Raw genomic sequence first — 16,899 nt, 5'->3', positions numbered from 1 at the left:
CCGGGCAGACCATCCCAGCCCCGGCAGGCCATCCCCGCCCCGGCAGACCATCCCAGCTCCAGCAGGCCATCCCAGCCCCCCGCCAGGCCACCCCAGCCATCCCTGCTCCGGCAGGCCATCCCAGCCCCGCCGGCGTTTGAGGCGCGGGGTCCGGGGCAGAGCCCCGCGCATCCGGCCCGCACCGGACCGCCGGCCCGAGCAGCACCATCCCAGCCCCGCCGGCGTTTGAGGCGCGGGGTCCGGGGCGGAGCCCCGCGCAACCGGCCCGCACTACAGAGGCCGCCCCAGGCAAACCCCACGGGCACCGACCGTCAGGTCGACTCGCGCGGCACCGCCACCGCCGCCATCAGATCCTCCCGCTCCGCCACCGGCCCCACCGGCCCCACCGGCCCCGCCGGCTCCCGCACGGCCCGGTCAACCAGCGACGCCAGGTGCCCACCCGTCGGCATCTCGATCCGCACCGTGCTCAGCCGCGGCCGCAGCAGCCGCCCGAGGAGCAGGTCGTCGGCCCCGATGACGGCCACGTCCCCCGGCACGCTCAGCCCCGCGTCCTGGAAGGCCCGCATCAGCAACATCGCGTACTCGTCGTTGTACGCGAACACCCCGTCCAGCCCGAGCCCCCGCCACCGCGCCGCGAGCGCGCCGGCCGATTCCTCGGAGTACGCCATCGGGAGGGCCTCGACCTCCGCGCCCGCCACCGAACGGGCACCCGCCAGCCGGGGCACGGAGAACAGTTCCAGCCCCTCCTCCCGCGGAACGATCACACCGATCCGCCGCAGGCCCCGATCGACGAGGTGCGCGGCGGCCCGCGCGCCGACGTCCTCCTGGTTCATGACGAGCGCGTGCGCCCCCGGGACCCGGTCCGGCCCCATCGTGATGACCGCGCGCGCCCCGGCCCTCTTGAGGGTGGCGACCCCGCGGGCGGTGAGCGTGGTCTCGCCGAGCGAGATCACCGCGACCGGCCGCAGCTCCGCCCACGCACGGGCCGCCTCGTCCCCGTCGAGGCCGAGGCTCCCGTACTGGACCACGGTGTAGTCGAGGCGGCGCAGGGCCCTCTGGAGTTCGTTGAGGAACGCGCTGTACAGCGGCCCGATCGGAGCGTTCGGGGTGGGCAGCAGCACGATCCGGGTGTGTCCGGCCCGCAGGCTGCGCGCGGCGGCGTGCGGGACGTAGCCCAGTTCCTCGGCGGCCTCACGCACCTTTCGGCGGGTCGGCTCGCTGATGCGCACGGCCTCGGCGTTGTTCAGTACGTACGAGACCGTCGCCCGCGACACTCCGGCGAGCCGGGCCACGTCGGCGCTGGTCGGGACGGGGGGCGGCGACGAAGGCGACTGCGGGGAACCGGACGGCTTCGATGACTTCGATGACTCAGACATTGCCGTGGCATCTTTCCAGACCTGTTGCGCCCAGGGGCTAGCGAATGGCCGGAAACGGATGGTACACAGTGGTTACACGAGTCATTGACACGTGTAACCACGGCGTGACATCTCACCTGACAGTGGTGTTCCGCCGTGTCCCGCGCCGCCGTCCTGTCGCGTTCCTTTCGCACCCCGCCATCGCGGCAGGGCGGCGCGCACACCCCTCACCGCGACCACCCCCATCGCGCCGCTCCGCACCGCACCACCCCTCACTCCCCTCCATCCGCACCCTTCCGCACCCTCACCGCCCAGGAGGGCACCGTGGCCCTTTCCTCCCCCGGCTCCGGCACCACCAGCGCCGCCACCTCCGACGCGTCCGCCGACACGTCAGCCGACGCCTCCTCCCCGTCCGGCCGCCCCGGACGCGGCCTGCTCCCCCTGCTGCTCGTCGGCAACACCGCCATGTACGCCCTCTACATCGGTGTCGCGAGCGTCCTGCTCGCCCTCCAGGTCGAGGACGTGGACCCGGCGAACAAGGTCGCGAACTTCGGCCTGATCGCGGGGGTCTCGGCGATCTTCGCCACGGTCTTCAACCCGGTCGCCGGCGCCCTCTCCGACCGCAGCGGACGACGCAACCCCTGGATCCTCGGCGGCGGGCTGGCCGCGATACCGGCGATGTTCCTGCTCGGCCTCGCGAACACGATCCTGCTGATCACGATCGTCTGGTGTCTCGGCCAGGCGGTCATGAACGTCTACCAGGCCGCCATCACCTCCGTGGTCCCCGACCGCGTGCCCATGTCGGCCCGGGGCAAGGCCTCCGCCGCCGTCGGCCTCGGCCTGCCCTTCGGCTCCACGATCGGCGCGCTGGTCGGCGCGGCCTTCTCCGATGACTACCGCACCGGGTACCTCGTCTTCGGCGCGCTCGTCGCGGGCGCCGCCGTCCTCTTCACCGCCTGCACCCGGGAAGAGCGGCTGCCGGCCCGCGCCCCCATGCCCGTCAAGGAACAACTTGCGGCCTTCGTGGGCGCGTTGAAGGACCACGACTTCCGGTGGGCCTTCATCGGGCGCGCCCTGCTCGTCCTCGGGTACTTCGCGGTCACCGGCTACCAGCTGTACATCCTCCAGGACCACACCGTGCTGCCGGACGGGATGGAGCCCGAGTCCGCGGTGGCCGTACTCATGCCGCTGACCAGCGTGGCGATGGTGGTCTCCACCGTCCTCGGCGGCTACCTGTCGGACAGGTTCGACCGCCGCAAGCTGTTCGTCGGGGCCTCCGCCCTCCTGTCGGCCGTCGCGCTCGTCATCCCGGCGGTGTCGACCAGCTGGACCGCGATGCTGGCCTTCGCCGCCGTCAACGGGCTCGCGTTCGGCTGCTACATGGCGGTGGACACCGCGCTCGTGACGATGGTGCTCCCCAGCGCCGAGGACGCGGCCCGCGACATGGGCGTGCTCAACATCGCCAACGCCGGCCCGCAGATCATCGCGCCGTTCGTCGCCTCCGTCGTCGTCTCGCTCAGCGGCGGCTACACCGCCCTGTTCATCGTCGCGGCCGTGCTGGCGGTGGCGGGCGCCCTCGCGGTGAAGCCGATCCGCAGCGTGCGCTGACGCACGAACGCAAGTACGCAGGTACGCAGGTACGCACGAACGCCCGACCGACGGACCCGTACGACACGGCCCGACATCGCACATCAGCACAGAAAGGCACCACCGTGCAGCTGCACACCCACACCTGGGGCGAGGGAGACCGCGTCGCCCTCCTGATCCACGGCATCATGGCCGACCACCGCACCTGGCGCCGGGTGGGACCCGCGCTGGCCGACCGGGGCTACCGCGTCATCGCCGTGGACCAGCGGGGCCACGGGGCGAGCGGCCGCGGCGAGTACACCCCGGAGCGCTACGCGGACGACCTGGTCGAGAGCCTGCCCGCCGGTGCGGAGCTCGCCATCGGCCACTCCCTGGGCGGCCTGACCCTGTCGCTCGCCGTGGAACGGCTGCGGCCGCGCCGGGCGGTGTTCTCGGACCCGGCCTGGCACCTCGCCTCGCCTCAGGAGGGCTTGGGTCCGGAGCTGTTCGCGCAGTTCAAGTCGGCCACCAGGGAGCAGATCCAGGGGATGAACCCGCGCTGGGAGGAGGCGGACGTGGACGTCGAGCTTGCGACGCTCGCGGTGTGGGACGAGGGCACCGCACTGGGACTCGCCCCGCTGCTCGGCACCGACTTGATGCCGGCCGGGCCGGTTGTCCCCTCGCTCGTACAGCTCGCCGATCCCAGCTTCATCATCTCGCAGGAGCGCGCCGAGCTGCTCAAGAGCCGAGGCTTCGAAGTGCGTTCGGTCGCCGGGGCCGGACACACCATCCACCGCGACGACTTCGACGGATTCATGGCCTCGCTGGAGGGCTGGATCTGATCCCCCTCCCGTCGCCCCACTCCCGCCGCCCCCGTACGGTCCGACCGACGGGGCGGCGGGAAGCCCGGCCGGGGCCGGCGTGCGCCGTGCGCGGTACCCCTCCACACTGGCAGGGTGAAACGCACGCGTACGGTGTTGCTGTGCATCGCCGGCCTGCTGGGCGCGGCCCTTCCGGCCGCGACCGTCGCGGGCCCGGCCTCGGCGGCGACGGAGGCCTGCGTGACCTCGCCCGGCCCCGCGCGGGGAGACGCCGCGAAGGTCCTGGCCATCGCGCAGAAGGCCCAGCGGGAGTTCGGGTTGAACTCGGTGGTCCTGCGGGTCTCCTCCGACGGCAAGGACGTGCTCACCACGGCTCTGGGTGAATCGATGACCGGCGTCCCGGCCGAGCCGTCGATGCACTTCCGCACGGGCTCGGTGGGCATCGTCTACATGGGCATCGCCCTGCTCCGCCTCGTCGAGCAGGGCAAGGCCAAGCTCGACGACCCGGTGTCGCGCTGGCTGCCGGACCTGCCGCACGGCTCGGAGATCACCCTGCGGATGCTCGGCAGCTCCACCTCGGGCCTGCACGACTACGTCACGGACCCGGCCTTCCTCGCCGAGCTGGAGTCCCACCCGTTCCGGCACTGGACGACGGACCAGATCACGAGCTACGCGACGAGCAAGCCGCTCCTCTACCAGCCGGGGACGAACTGGAGCTACTCGCACGCCAACTTCGCCCTCCTGGGCACCGCGCTGGAGAAGATCAGCGGGGTCGGTCTGGAGCGGCTGCTCACCGAGCAGATCATGAACCCGCTCGGGCTGAGCCAGACCAGCAACCAGTACACGCCTCGGATCCCGGAGCCCGCCCTGCACGCCTTCACCTCGGAGCGGGGCAAGTACGAGGAGTCCACCTTCTGGAACCCCTCGTGGACCACCGCGCCCGGCGCGGTCCTCGTACAGAACATCTGCGACCTCGACCGGTCCGCGCGCGGAGTCGGCACCGGGGAGTTGCTGTCCGAGCAGTCCTTCAAGACACAGCTCGATCCGGGCACGATCGGTCTGGGACACCCGACGGCCACCTGCCCGGCCACCGTCTGCCTGCTGACGAACACGGAGGCCCAGCACTTCGGTCTGGGTGTGATCGTCCTCAACGGCTGGACCCTGACGAACCCCTCGTTCTCGGGCTACGCGGCGGTATCTGCGTACCTGCCGGTGAAGAAGCTCGCGATCTCGGTGACGGTGACGCAGGGCCCCAAGAGCCCCGCGGGCAACTCGGCCCAGCCGATCGCCGAGCGCATCTCGGACACCCTCGCCCCCGGGCACTCGCTCAAGATGCGCTGAGCGGGAGCCGACCCCCTCCCCCGTTCAACAGACCGTTGAGAACAATGGGCGGCCTGATGTAAGTTCCCTCTGGAAACTGACATCGGGGAGGGGCACCATGTACGAGGCCGAGCAGACGTGGACGGCTGTGGACGCGTACTTCGACGGACTGCTGGTCGAGGAGGACGAGGCCCTGGCGGCCGCCAACACCGACGCCGACGCCGCCGGGCTGCCGGCCCACCAGGTGGCGCCGAACCAGGGGAAGCTGCTGCACCTGCTGGCCCGGATCAGAGGCGCTCGTACCATCCTGGAGATCGGCACGCTGGGCGGCTACAGCACCATCTGGCTCGCCCGGGCGCTGCCCGAGGGCGGACGGCTCGTCACGCTCGAAGTGGACGAACGGTGCGCGGACATCGCCACCGCCAACGTCGCCCGTGCCGGGCTGAGCCACGTGGTCGACATCCGGCGGGGCCGGGCCGTCGACCTCCTCCCGCAGCTCGCGGACGCGGAGCCGTTCGACCTGGTGTTCATCGACGCCGACAAACCGTCCAATCCCGAGTACCTCGCATGGGCCCTGAAGCTGACGCGCCCGGGCAGCGTCATCATCGGCGACAACGTCGTGCGCGACGGCGCCGTCGTCGACCCGGCCAGCCCCGACCCCCGGGTCCAGGGCGTACGCCGCTTCACGGAGCTCATCGCCGAGCACCCCCGGCTGACCGCCACCGCCCTGCAGACGGTCGGCGGCAAGGGCTACGACGGCTTCGTCATGGCCCTCGTCACGGACTGATCCCCGAGCACCCCGCGGTGCTACCTTCCCCCCATGTCGTCCAAGGTCGAAATAGACGCGCTCACAGCCGAGTTCTTCGGCGCCTTCGACAACCGTGGGGGGAAGCCCGCCGACGTGGCCCGGATCCGGCGGCTGGTCCTCCCGGGCTGCGTGATCGTCAGCACCGGCCCCGGGTTCACGGCGTACACCGTGGACGAGTTCATCGAGCCCCGTGAACGGCTGCTGGCCGACGGCCGGCTGACCGAGTTCACCGAGTGGGAGACCTCCGAGCGGACGGACATCGCGGGTGACATCGCCTCGCGGTTCGGCCAGTACCGCAAGTCCGGGATCCTGGACGGCGAGCCGTTCGAGGGCGGCGGGACCAAGGCCATCCAGTTCGTCCGCACGCCGGACGGCTGGCGGATCTCGGCGTTCTCCTGGTACGACCCCGCGTAGACGGGCCGTCGTCCGCCGGCGACGGGTGGCGTGATCGTTCAAGACGCCCCGACCGCACCGGGCATGGCTTGCCCTGTAGGAGACGGAACGGCGCGGTTGATGGATGACTTCGCGAGTTCGACGCTCGTGGCGGCGGTACGGCGGTCGCTTGCCGACGACGGCATCGGTGCGGCCGGCCATCGCCCCCAAGCGCTCGGCCCCGGTCTACTGCGCCACGAAGGCGCGCTGCGCACGTTCAGCCGCGCCCTGCGCCACCAGTGCGAGGACTCGGCCCCGGGCGTCCGGGTCATCGATGCCGTCCTGCCCCTGGTCGACACGGACATGACGCGGGGCCGGGGCCGCGGCGAGATCGGCGCGGCGCGGGCGGCCGGGGCCGTGATCAGCGCCGTCCAGCGCGACAAGGCCGAGACCTACACAGGCGTGACGCGCCATCCGCGGACGATCAGGCGACTGTCCCCGACACTCGGCCACCGCGTGCTGCGGCACGGGTGGACCCAGTAATCTCGCCCGAATGACGGCACTTTCGCATCACAGCAACGGATACACCGAGCAGCCCGGCCGTGACGGGGCCGACGCCACCGTCGAGGCCGATCCGCGCGCCATCGGGCCGGTGCGGACCGAGTACGCGCCCGACCACGACGGGGACCCGGACCCGGGCGAGATCGTGTGGACCTGGGTCCCGTTCGAGGAGAACGACGGGCGCGGCAAGGACCGGCCGGTGCTGGTCGTGGCGCGTGAGGCGGACGGGCGGACGCTGCTCGCCGTGCAGTTGTCCAGCAAGCGGCACGACAGCGACCGCGAGTGGGTCCCGATCGGTACGGGGCCCTGGGACAGCGCGGGCCGGGAGTCCTGGGTGGACGTCGACCGGGTGCTGCGGGTGCACGAGACGGGGATGCGGCGCGAGGCCTGTGCGCTGGACCCGCGGCGCTTCCAGCTGGTCGTGGACCGGCTGCGCGAGCGCTACGGCTGGCAGTAGCGGCCGCCGGACGGGCCGGGGGGCGGGGGCCGCACGCACGGCGCGTCCACCTCGGCCACTGTCCGACGTGAGCCCCCGGCGGACGTCAGCCCCCGACCGGTCCGGGTCCCCCGGACCGTGCTGCCTCATCGGTCGTCCCTGGCCCCCGTGTCGGGCCGGGCCCTCCGGACGCTCCGGTCCCCTCGGACCCTCCGGGTGCCCCGGGCCGCTCGAACCCCGGATGACCCTCGAACGCCCGCTCGAAGGCCGTCCGCGGTCCCGGGTCCCGGTCCAGTACCGCGAAGACCACCCGCTCGAACACCCCCGAGAACCTCCCCGTCAGCAGCTCCCCGAAGGCCCGTGCCACCTCCTGTGGGTCGTTCCGGAAGACCCCGCAGCCCCAGGCCCCCAGCACCAGCCGCTGGTACCCCTCGTGCGCCGCCACCTCCAGTACCAGCCGCGCGCGCCGGGCCAGCGCCTCCGGGATCTCTCCCACCCGGTCCGGCTCCTGGCGGCGGATCGTGCCCGCGTTGGGGGCCGGCGAGGTGAGGAAACCGGCCAGGAACGGGGTCTCCAGGAGTGCGCCGCGATCGTCGCGGAAAACGGGCACTCCGGGCGAGTGAATCACCCGGTCGGTGTAGAAGGTGCTGCGTTCCGCGCGGTGGACCTCGTAGTACTCCGGAGCCTCCAGGAGCGTCTCGTAGAGGGCCGAGGCCCGGCACAGCACCTCCTCCTGCGCCTTGGCCCCGCGAACGTAGCCGCCCCCGGGATTCCGGGCCGATGCGAAGTTCAGCACCGCCACCCGGGGTGCCCGGGCGGCCGGCTCCAGACCGTCCGCCGCGAGCCTGCGGGCCGCGACCGTACTGCTCTCCCCCGTGACCTCGATGGCCGTCGCGGCGCGTCCGCGGAGGATTTCCTCGTCTGGAATGACTCGGTTCGGTCCATATATTCTGGTTTTTGCCTTGGCTTTCCCCAAGGCGGCGGCCAACGCCACGTGCCGCCCCGACCGCGTCCGGTAGCCGCCGGCCGCCACGATCTCCGCGTTCTCCCGCGCGATCTCGCGCAATCTGCTGCTCACGCCGCCATCCTCGGCACCCGTCGAACCGGCGGCAACGCATTTTCCCGCAAGCATGGGTGCCCATGAGACGGGTAGGCACGGGTGATGTCACGGCCGACGACAGGAGACGAGGACCTCGTCATGCCCCACGACTCGCCCGCTGCCACAGCGGACCCACCGCTTACCGAGACCCAGGCCGAGGAGCTGATCCACGGCATCTGCTTCAAGACCGGCCCGCCCCGGCTGGTCGGCGCCGAACTCGAATGGCTGCTCGTGGACGCCGAACGGCCCGAGCAGCCCGTGGCCCCGGAGCGGCTGCGGGCCGCGCACGCCGCCGCCCGCGCCCTCCCTCTCGGCTCCCGGATCACCGTGGAACCCGGCGGCCAGTTGGAGTTCAGCTCGGCGCCCGCCGATTCGCTGACCGGTTGCGTGGACGGCCTGCGGTCCGACCTCACCGCCGTCCGGTCCGCCCTGCTCGACGAAGGACTGGTCCTGCGCGGCCTCGGCCACGACACCCGCCGCCCCTACCGACGGCTGCTGTCGAGCCCGCGCTACGACGCCATGGAGGCCTACTTCGACCGCACCGGTCCGGCCGGCCGCGCCATGATGCGCGCCTCCGCCTCCGTGCAGGTCTGCGTCGACGCGGGACAGGAGGAGCCCGGCCTCCTCGGGCACGGCCGACGCTGGCGGCTGGCGCACCTGCTGGGTGCGGTCCTGGTGGCCGCGTTCGCCAACTCCCCCGCGCGCGAAGGCCCGTACGCCGGCTGGCGCTGTTCCCGCCAGGGCGTCTGGAACGACCTGGACGGCCGCCGGACGCTCGCGCCGCCGCTCGACGTCGAGCCGCGGGCCGCGTGGACCCGGCAGGCGCTGGACACCGAGGTGATGTGCGTACGGTCCTACGAGGGCGAGTCCTGGACCGCGCCGAACGGCATGACCTTTCGCGACTGGCTGCGCCAGGACGGCCGCCGGGGGCTGCACGGGCCCACGGCCGAGGACCTCGACTACCACCTCACCACGCTGTTCCCGCCGGTCAGGCCCCGCGGCCACCTGGAACTGCGCATGATCGACGCGCAGCCCGGGGACGACGGCTGGGTGGTACCGGTGGCCGTGGTGCACGCGCTGTTCGACGATCCGGAGGCCGCCGAAACCGCCTACCGGGCGTCGAAGGCGCTGGCGGACGCGTACGGACCCGGGCCCGCGCCCCGCAATCCGCTGTGGCGGTCCGCCGCCCGGCACGCCCTGGCCGATCCCGAGCTGCGGACGGCCGCCACGGCATGCTTCCGCGCGGCCGTGGAGGCGCTGCCCCGGCTCGGGGCGAGCGCGCACGTCCAGGACACGGTCGGCGCGTTCGCCGAGCGGTACGTCCTGCGCGGCCGATGTCCGGCCGACGACCAGCCCCAACCCCAGCCCACCGGGAAGAAGGCCCGACAGTGACGGCAGGATCCACACCATCCCCGCGGTCCACGAAACCGGCGGGGTCAGCGGAGTCCACGAGGCCCGCGGAATCCCAGAGGCCCCAGGAGTCCGCGGAGTCCCTGCGGGAGCGGGCCGCCGCCGCCCTGACCGCCGCGCGGCTGCGCACCGCCACGCTCACCGACTCGGTGAGCGACGCGGAGCTCACCGCCCAGCACTCCCCTCTGATGTCGCCACTGGTCTGGGACCTGGCGCACATCGGGAACATGGAGGAACTCTGGCTGCTGCGCAACGTGGCCGGACACGAGTCCATGCGCCCCGAGATCGACCCGCTCTACGACGCGTTCGAGCATCCCCGCGCGGAGCGGCCGAAGCTGCCGCTGCTGGGGCCCGCGGAGGCCCGCACGTACGCCTCCGAGGTGCGCGGCCGGGTCTTCGACCTGCTGGAGCGCACCCCGATGGAGGGGACGGCGCTGCTGGACTCCGGCTACGTCTTCGGGATGATCGCCCAGCACGAACAACAGCACGACGAAACGATGCTGATCACGCATCAGCTGCGCCGGGGCGCGCCGGCGCTGACCGCACCCGATCCCGCACCACCGCGCGGTCCGGCACCGACGGCCGCCGAAGTCCTGATGCCCGGCGGCCCGTTCACCATGGGCACCTCGGTGGAGCCGTGGTCGCTCGACAACGAACGGCCCGCGCACGAGCGGGACCTGGCACCCTTCTGGATCGACACGGTCCCGGTGACCTGCGCCGATTTCAAGGAGTTCATCGCGGACGGCGGCTACCGGGAGCGCCGCTGGTGGCTCCCGCAAGGCTGGGAGCAAATACGCAAGCACTCCATCGAGGCCCCGCTGTTCTGGCGCAAAGAGGCCGGCCAGTGGCTGCGCCGCCGCTTCGGGACGGACGAGCCGGTGCCGGACGAGGAGCCGGTGCTGCACGTCAGCTGGTACGAGGCCGACGCGTACGCCCGCTGGGCCGACCGGCGGCTGCCCACGGAGGCGGAGTGGGAGAAGGCCGCCCGCTTCGACCCGGCGACGGGCCGCTCGACCCGCTACCCCTGGGGCGACGCGGATCCGACGCCCGAGCACGCCAATCTGGGCCAGCGCCATCTGCGCCCCTCCCGTGCGGGCAGCTACCCGGCCGGCGCCTCGCCCCTGGGGGTGCGCCAGCTGATCGGCGACGTGTGGGAGTGGACGGCCTCGGACTTCCTGCCGTACCCGGGATTCCGCGCGTTCCCGTACCGGGAGTACTCGGAGGTGTTCTTCGGCCCGGAGCACAAGGTGCTGCGCGGCGGTTCCTTCGCGGTCGACCCGGTGGCCTGCCGGGGGACGTTCCGCAATTGGGACCTGCCGGTGCGCCGGCAGATCTTCTCCGGCTTCAGGACCGCGAGGGACGCCTGATGTGCCGCCACCTCGCCTATCTGGGCCCGGACGTGGCGCTCGGGAGGGTGCTGAGCGAGCCGGAGCATGCGCTGGTCCGCCAGTCCTGGGAGCCGCGCCGACAGCGGTACGGCACCGTGAACGCGGACGGCTTCGGCGTCGGCTGGTACGCGGAGGGCGACCCGGTCCCGGCCCGCTACCGGCGGGCGGCGCCGATCTGGGGCGACCCGGGCTTCGCCGATCTGGCCCGCGTGGTCCGCAGCGGGGCCCTGCTGGCCGCCGTACGGGACGCCACGCGCCCCGGGGCCGACGGAGAGGCCGCCGCGGCGCCGTTCGCGGAGGGGCCGTGGCTGTTCAGCCACAACGGCGCGCTGCGGGACTGGCCGGACTCGGCGGCCCCGCTCGCGGCGGTGCTGCCGCCGCGGGAACTGCTGCGGCTGGTCGCGCGCACGGATTCGGCGCTGGTCTGGGCGCTGGTCCTGCACCGGCTGCGCGCCGGCGACGAACCCGGCGCGGCGCTGGCCGAGACGGTCCGGGAGCTGGCCACGGCCGCGCCCGGGTCCCGACTGAACCTGCTGCTCACGGACGGCGTGACGATCGCCGCGACGGCCTGGGGCGATTCGCTCTGGTACCTGGCCGACGCGGAGGCGCGGCGCACCGTTGTGGCCTCCGAACCGTACGACGACGACACCCGGTGGCGCGAAGTGCCCGACCGGACCCTGCTGACCGCAACCCGCACGCGGGTCGAGTTGACCCCGCTCAAGGAGAACTCCCCGTGAACGATTACGAGTTGACCCGCACCCTCGACGAGCACGCCGCGGAGAGGGCCTTGCGCACGGACGTGCTGAACGGTCTGACGGGCACGCCCAAGGTGTTGCCGCCCAAGTGGTTCTACGACGCGCGCGGCAGTGAACTCTTCGAGGAGATCACGCGGCTGCCGGAGTACTACCCGACGCGCGCGGAGCGGGAGATCCTGCTGGAGCGGGCCCGGGAGATCGCCGCGGAGACCGGTGCCCGCACCCTGGTGGAGCTGGGCTCCGGTTCCTCGGAGAAGACCCGGCACCTGATCGAGGCGCTGCCCGCGCTGGACACGTACGTGCCGGTGGACGTGAGCGAGAGCGCCCTGCGGGGCGCCGCGCAGACGCTCCTCGCGGAGCATCCGGGGCTGCGGGTGCACGCGCTGCTCGCGGACTTCACGAGCGCGCTGCGGCTGCCCCGGTCCCCCGGGCCCCGGCTCGTGGTGTTCCTCGGCGGCACGATCGGGAACCTGCTTCCGCCGGAGCGGGCGGTGTTCCTGGCGTCCGTGCGGGCGATGCTGTCGCCCGGGGACGCGCTGCTGATGGGGACGGACCTGGTGAAGGACGAGGCCGCGCTGGTGGCCGCGTACGACGATGCGCAGGGCGTGACGGCCGAGTTCAACAAGAACGTGCTCGCCGTCATCGACCGGGAGCTGGGCGCGGACTTCCACACCGCCGACTTCGCGCACGTGGCGGTGTGGAACCGGGAGCAGGAGTGGATCGAGATGCGGCTGCGGGCCCGGTCGGAGGTGTTGGTGAAGATCCGGGCGCTGGATCTGGTGGTGCCGTTCGCGGCGGGTGAGGAGATCCTGACGGAGGTCTCCGCGAAGTTCCGTCAGGAGGGCGTGCGGAAGGAACTGGCGGCTGCCGGGCTGGAGTTGACCCATTGGTGGACCGATGCGGCGGGGCGCTTCGCGCTCTCCCTGTCGGTGGCCGACGGGGTCGTCGCCGATGCCCGGGCCGCCTGAGCGGGGATGCCCGGCAGCACGGTCCGGCCCGATGCGGCCGTGACGGCCCGCTGAGCCGCTGCCGCGAGGTCCCGCCGGTGCGCGTAGCGGCCCGGCGGGATCCGCGGCAGCAGCCTGACCTCGGCGTGTACGCCGCGGGCGCGGGCGATCCGCCACAGCGAGGCGGTGAGCGGGTCGTCCCCGACGAAGGCGGGCGCCGCGGCGAGCGAGCCGTCGTCGTACCGGTACGACAGGCGCACGGGTTGTACGGGTACCCGGGCGTCCAGGGCCGACTGGAAGGCCGCCCTGCGGAAGGGCCCCTGGGCGCGCCCGCACCAGGTGGAGCCCTCGGGGAAGACGGTGACCCGGTCGCCCGCCGCCAGGGCGCCGGCGAGGACCCGGACGGTGTCGGGCAGGGCCCTGATCCGGTCGCGTTCGATGAAGAGGGTTCCGGAGCGCCCGGCGAGCGGGCCGAGGACCGGCCAGGCGCGGATGTCGCTCTTGGCCAACATCCGGCAGGGCACGGCGGCGGCGACGAGCGGGATGTCCAGCCAGGAGATGTGGTTGGGGACGAGGAGTCGCCCCCCGGCGGGTCCGACGCTGCCGTGCACGGTGATCCGTATGCCGAAGGCGCGTACGAGCGCCCTCGCCCAGGCCCGCACCACCGTGTGGCGGGGGCCGGCCGGCAGCAGCCGGACCGGCGGGGCTCCCAGGATCCCGGCGAGGAGCAGGCAGGCCGCCAGGGCGAGCCGGAGCACGGCGTGCGGGACGCTCGCGGTGGCACCCTCGTGGCCGGCGCAGTCCTCGGGGGTGCAGGGCGAGGTGGGCAGCCAGACGCTCATTCGCCCGGGACGAGCGAGAGGAAGTGCTTCAGGTAGCGCGGGTTGGTGCGGCGCAGGGAGAGCAGCACGTACAGGTCCGTGCAGCCGAATTCGAGGTCGAGGGCGGGCTCGCCGCAGACCCAGGCGCCCAGGCGCAGGTAGCCGCGCAGCAACGGGGGCAGTTCCATGCGGGCGGGGAACTCGATGCCCTCGGGGCTCCACGGGTTGTGGGGGGTGACACGGTACTCCCGGGGGGCCAGGGCGCGGGCCAGGGCGGCTTCGCGGGTGGCGGCGGCCAGTACCCCGCCGTCGGCGAGCGGGATGGAGCAGCAGCCGGCGAGCCAGTTGTGGCCGGAGCGGTCCATGTAGCGGGCGAGTCCGGCCCAGATGAGGGCGATGACGGCGCCGTTGCGGTGGTCGGGGTGGACGCAGGAGCGGCCGACCTCGACGAGGTCCGGGCGGATGGGGGCGAGGGCGGAGAGGTCGAACTCCCCCTCGGAGTAGAGGCGGCCCGCGACGGCGGCCCGCTCCGGGGGCAGCAGCCGGTAGGTGCCGACGACCTGCTCGGTCTGCTCCTCGACGACGAGGAGGTGGTCGCAGTAGGAGTCGAAGGCATCGATGTCGAGGCCCGGCTCGGGGCTGCCGAGGCGGGCCCCGAGCTCGCCGGCGAAGACCTGGTGGCGCAGTCGCTGGGCGGCGCGCACCTCGGCCTCGTCGCGGGCGAGGCGTACGGCGTAGCGGGGGCCGGTGGCGGTGGGGGCGCCGGTGGCGGGGAGGGGGGCCGGGGCGAGGGCCGGGGCGGTGAGGGGGGAGGTGGGGAGGGGGGAGGCGGGGAGGGTGGACGGAGACAGGGGTGCGATCGTCATGGCGGCTCCTGATCCGGGCGCGGAGGGCCAGGCCGGCAGGTGTGCGACCTGGCTCCTTTACTTCTTCCGTGACCGGCTGGATTCGACATGACAGCGCAGCGGCAGTTGGATGTGCTCCCGCTGAACTCGACGGGAGGCGCACGGGGCGGCAGGCGCACGGCGCCTGCTCAGCGACCCGTGCTGAGCACCTTGGCGATCTCCTCGGAGGCCGTACGGGCCGCCTGCTTGGGGTCCTGCCCCGTGAGCACGGCCGTCATGAAGGGCTTGATCGGGTTCTTCGCCTCGACCTCGGCCCAGCGGGCCGACTTGGGGGTGGCCCGGCCCTGCGCGGCGCCGGGGGCCATCGCGGTCGCTCCCTCGTTGCCCTCGACCACATGGGCGAGGGTGGTCTTGTTCGGTACGTAGCTCATCGTCCGGGCGAGCTCGGTCTGCCATTTCTCGCTGACCAGGGCCGTGATCACGTCGACGGCGCCGCGGCGGTTCCCCGTGCGCTCCGGGATGATCAGGTCGGAGCCGCCGGTGAGCACGGAGCCGACCTTGTCCGAGGTCTTCCCCGGGATCGGAAAGAAGCCGATCTTCCCCTTGAGCGCCGGATTGGCGGCCTCGATCGCGGCGGCCTGGCCGGGCGGGCCGATGATCTGGGCGACGCGGCCGCGGGCGAAGACCTCCGACTGCGGGGGCGTCTCCTCGTCGGCGCCCTTGGGTCCCTCGCCCAGGGCTTGCAACTGCTTGTAGAACTCCATCCCGGCGAGGGCCTTCTCGTCGTCGAGGGTGCCGGCCCACTGGCCGCCGCTGGTCTCGACGGCGAGTTCGCCGCCCTCGTCCCACACGAATCCGGCGAGGACGTACCAGTTCTGCCCGGGGAGGTAGATGCCCTGCTGGTCGCCCTTGTCGAGCTTCTGGGTGGCCTGGATCCACTCCTGCCGGTTCTTGGGCAGGGCCTTGACGCCGGCGTTCGCGAAGAGGTCCTTGTTGTAGATGACGACGCGGTTGGCGGCGTACCAGGGGATCCCGTACTGGGCGCCGCTGATGCTGCCCGGGTCGGAGAGGCCCTTGAGCCAGTCCTTGCTCCCCCATTCGCGCAGGCCCTCGATGGTGAGTTCCTCGATGCCGCCGTTCTCGATGTACTGGGCCACCTGGGTGTTGCCGACCTCGATGACGTCGGCGCTCTCCGTGCCCGTGCCGTCGAGGACGGCGTCGACCTTCTTGCCGATGCCGGTCCACTCCTGGATCTTCACTTCCAGGTCGATCGCCGGGTGTTCCTTCTCGAACGAGTCGGTGAACCGGGTGATGAACTCGTCGGACGCACTGCCCTTCATCAGCCAGAGCGTCACTTTTTGACGCCCTCCCGCCGATCCTGCCGACTGACCGCAACCCGCGAGGGCGGTACAGGCCACGAGGGCGATGGACACGGCGAGGAAGCGTCTCTTCACGAAGGTCACCTTTTGGGGCTCGGCGTCTCGGATGGCTCGAAATTGGCATAGACCAATGTGCCGGTCAAGAGCCTTTCGCCGGTGATTGTTCGCCCAAAGTTCGCGGAGCCGGACTTACTGGGGCACCGTGGAAACAGGCAAAAGCCACGACCTGTCGGGAGACGTCCATGTCCAACCACACGTACCGGGTGACCGAAATCGTCGGCACCTCTCACGAGGGCATCGATCAGGCCATCCGCAACGGAGTGGCCCGCGCGGGCCAGACCCTCAGAAATCTGGACTGGTTCGAGGTCATCCAGGTCCGGGGGCACATCGAGAACGGGGAGATCGCCCACTACCAGGTGGGGCTCAAGGTCGGCTTCCGCCTCGACGGCGAGGACTGACCCGGCACCCCGTCCGCCGGCAGGCACCCGGGCTCAGGTCCGGCCCTCGTCCTCCTGGGCCGACTTGAGTTCGGGCGCGTCCGCCGCCCAGTCCGCCAGGACCACCCGGAAGCCCGCGGCACGGGCGGCCTGACACACCAACTCGTCGTCGTCCACGAGCATCCGCACCTCGCGGTTCCGGGCGAGCCGGCCCAGCACCTCCAGCTTGGTCGTCCGGGCCGGCCTGCGGTCCTGGTTCCCGCGCATCCACAACCGCCCCTCGGGCAGCCCGTGCCGGGCGAGCCAGTCGACCGTGTCCGCCCGGCAGCGCTCGGGGCGCCCCGTCAGGTACACGACCTCGCAGTCGGCGGCGCTCTCCACGGCCAGGGCCACACCTCTCGGCAGCGGCGGATCGGCCGGGGCCGCACCGAAGAAGCCGCTCCAGTCCCGGGGCCGGCGCTCCAGGAAGTGCTGGCGGTGACCGGTGTCGGCGAGCGTGTTGTCGATGTCGAAGACGGCAAGTTGCCGAGAAGTGTTCTCACTCATCCCGCCACCCTAGGCGGGGGAATCCTCACGCCT

At 72.4% G+C, this 16,899-nt stretch carries 17 protein-coding genes and 1 pseudogene; 12 read left to right on the top strand and 6 right to left on the bottom strand.

Annotated elements, in window-relative coordinates; all coding sequences use genetic code 11:
- Positions 1–311 precede the first annotated feature (311 nt).
- The gene (locus ACFYYJ_RS04190) at positions 312–1,376 is read right to left on the bottom strand and encodes a LacI family DNA-binding transcriptional regulator (protein ID WP_389128289.1); all 1,065 of its coding nucleotides are present in this window, start codon (positions 1,374–1,376) and stop codon (positions 312–314) included.
- 303 nt (positions 1,377–1,679) lie between these two features.
- On the opposite strand from ACFYYJ_RS04190, the gene ACFYYJ_RS04185 reads away from it, so the two are divergent.
- The 7 genes from ACFYYJ_RS04185 to ACFYYJ_RS04155 all read left to right on the top strand — a co-directional run bounded on the left by ACFYYJ_RS04185 (position 1,680) and on the right by ACFYYJ_RS04155 (position 7,260).
- The gene (locus ACFYYJ_RS04185) at positions 1,680–2,963 is read left to right on the top strand and encodes an MFS transporter (protein WP_389128287.1); all 1,284 of its coding nucleotides are present in this window, start codon (positions 1,680–1,682) and stop codon (positions 2,961–2,963) included.
- 104 nt (positions 2,964–3,067) lie between these two features.
- On the top strand, positions 3,068–3,763 hold the full coding sequence (locus ACFYYJ_RS04180) for an alpha/beta fold hydrolase (RefSeq protein ID WP_389128285.1): 696 nt from the start codon (positions 3,068–3,070) through the stop codon (positions 3,761–3,763).
- 114 nt (positions 3,764–3,877) lie between these two features.
- On the top strand, positions 3,878–5,083 hold the full coding sequence (locus ACFYYJ_RS04175; protein ID WP_389128283.1) for a serine hydrolase domain-containing protein: 1,206 nt from the start codon (positions 3,878–3,880) through the stop codon (positions 5,081–5,083).
- 97 nt (positions 5,084–5,180) lie between these two features.
- A complete protein-coding gene (locus ACFYYJ_RS04170; RefSeq protein WP_385128013.1) occupies positions 5,181–5,849 on the top strand; it encodes an O-methyltransferase in 669 nt (222 codons plus the stop codon).
- A 33-nt stretch (positions 5,850–5,882) separates the two neighbouring features.
- Positions 5,883–6,284 carry a DUF4440 domain-containing protein gene (locus ACFYYJ_RS04165; protein WP_385128012.1) on the top strand — a complete coding sequence of 134 codons (402 nt, stop codon included), beginning with the start codon at positions 5,883–5,885 and terminating at the stop codon, positions 6,282–6,284.
- 99 nt (positions 6,285–6,383) lie between these two features.
- Entirely contained in the window at positions 6,384–6,785 is a 402-nt protein-coding gene (locus tag ACFYYJ_RS04160; protein ID WP_389128280.1) for a hypothetical protein, read from the top strand.
- Positions 6,786–6,795: 10 nt separating this feature from the next.
- The gene (locus ACFYYJ_RS04155; protein ID WP_385128010.1) at positions 6,796–7,260 is read left to right on the top strand and encodes a type II toxin-antitoxin system PemK/MazF family toxin; all 465 of its coding nucleotides are present in this window, start codon (positions 6,796–6,798) and stop codon (positions 7,258–7,260) included.
- An 85-nt stretch (positions 7,261–7,345) separates the two neighbouring features.
- On the opposite strand, the gene ACFYYJ_RS04150 is transcribed toward ACFYYJ_RS04155, so the two are convergent.
- Positions 7,346–8,317 (bottom strand): TIGR02452 family protein, encoded by a 972-nt coding sequence (locus ACFYYJ_RS04150; RefSeq protein WP_389128278.1) that lies wholly within the window; start codon positions 8,315–8,317, stop codon positions 7,346–7,348.
- Between the two features lie 120 nt (positions 8,318–8,437).
- Between ACFYYJ_RS04150 and egtA the strand changes: the two genes are divergently transcribed.
- The 4 genes from egtA to egtD are packed head-to-tail and all read left to right on the top strand — an operon-like array spanning position 8,438 to position 12,859.
- Positions 8,438–9,730, top strand: coding sequence for an ergothioneine biosynthesis glutamate--cysteine ligase EgtA (gene egtA / locus ACFYYJ_RS04145; RefSeq protein ID WP_389128276.1), 1,293 nt, complete (start codon positions 8,438–8,440; stop codon positions 9,728–9,730).
- Entirely contained in the window at positions 9,727–11,115 is a 1,389-nt protein-coding gene (gene egtB, locus ACFYYJ_RS04140; RefSeq protein ID WP_385128007.1) for an ergothioneine biosynthesis protein EgtB, read from the top strand. The genes egtA and egtB overlap by 4 nt, the downstream gene beginning before the upstream one ends.
- The gene (gene egtC / locus ACFYYJ_RS04135) at positions 11,115–11,873 is read left to right on the top strand and encodes an ergothioneine biosynthesis protein EgtC (protein WP_385128006.1); all 759 of its coding nucleotides are present in this window, start codon (positions 11,115–11,117) and stop codon (positions 11,871–11,873) included. The genes egtB and egtC overlap by 1 nt, the downstream gene beginning before the upstream one ends.
- A complete protein-coding gene (gene egtD / locus ACFYYJ_RS04130; RefSeq protein ID WP_389128273.1) occupies positions 11,870–12,859 on the top strand; it encodes an L-histidine N(alpha)-methyltransferase in 990 nt (329 codons plus the stop codon). Before egtC ends, egtD begins: the two co-directional genes overlap by 4 nt.
- Before the next feature lie 290 nt (positions 12,860–13,149).
- Here the strand turns inward: egtD and ACFYYJ_RS04125 are convergent.
- The 3 genes and pseudogenes from ACFYYJ_RS04125 to ACFYYJ_RS04115 form a co-directional block, all read right to left on the bottom strand.
- Positions 13,150–13,680 (bottom strand): annotated as a pseudogene (locus ACFYYJ_RS04125) (lysophospholipid acyltransferase family protein); the annotation flags it as partial.
- Positions 13,677–14,525 carry a GNAT family N-acetyltransferase gene (locus ACFYYJ_RS04120; protein ID WP_389128271.1) on the bottom strand — a complete coding sequence of 283 codons (849 nt, stop codon included), beginning with the start codon at positions 14,523–14,525 and terminating at the stop codon, positions 13,677–13,679. The pseudogene ACFYYJ_RS04125 and the gene ACFYYJ_RS04120, both read right to left, overlap by 4 nt.
- A 167-nt stretch (positions 14,526–14,692) precedes the next feature.
- A complete protein-coding gene (locus ACFYYJ_RS04115) occupies positions 14,693–15,958 on the bottom strand; it encodes an extracellular solute-binding protein (RefSeq protein ID WP_389128269.1) in 1,266 nt (421 codons plus the stop codon).
- Positions 15,959–16,125: 167 nt separating this feature from the next.
- Here ACFYYJ_RS04115 and ACFYYJ_RS04110 point away from each other — a divergent pair, with 167 nt between their 5' ends.
- A complete protein-coding gene (locus ACFYYJ_RS04110) occupies positions 16,126–16,341 on the top strand; it encodes a dodecin (RefSeq protein ID WP_385128002.1) in 216 nt (71 codons plus the stop codon).
- A gap of 33 nt (positions 16,342–16,374) precedes the next feature.
- Here the strand turns inward: ACFYYJ_RS04110 and ACFYYJ_RS04105 are convergent, their stop codons facing one another.
- Entirely contained in the window at positions 16,375–16,866 is a 492-nt protein-coding gene (locus tag ACFYYJ_RS04105; RefSeq protein WP_384725539.1) for a hypothetical protein, read from the bottom strand.
- Positions 16,867–16,899: the final 33 nt, after the last annotated feature.

The organism is Streptomyces sp. NPDC002467 (assembly GCF_042889825.1).
In the GTDB taxonomy this organism is placed as follows: domain Bacteria; phylum Actinomycetota; class Actinomycetes; order Streptomycetales; family Streptomycetaceae; genus Streptomyces.
This window is presented reverse-complemented; position numbering and strand designations above follow the sequence as displayed.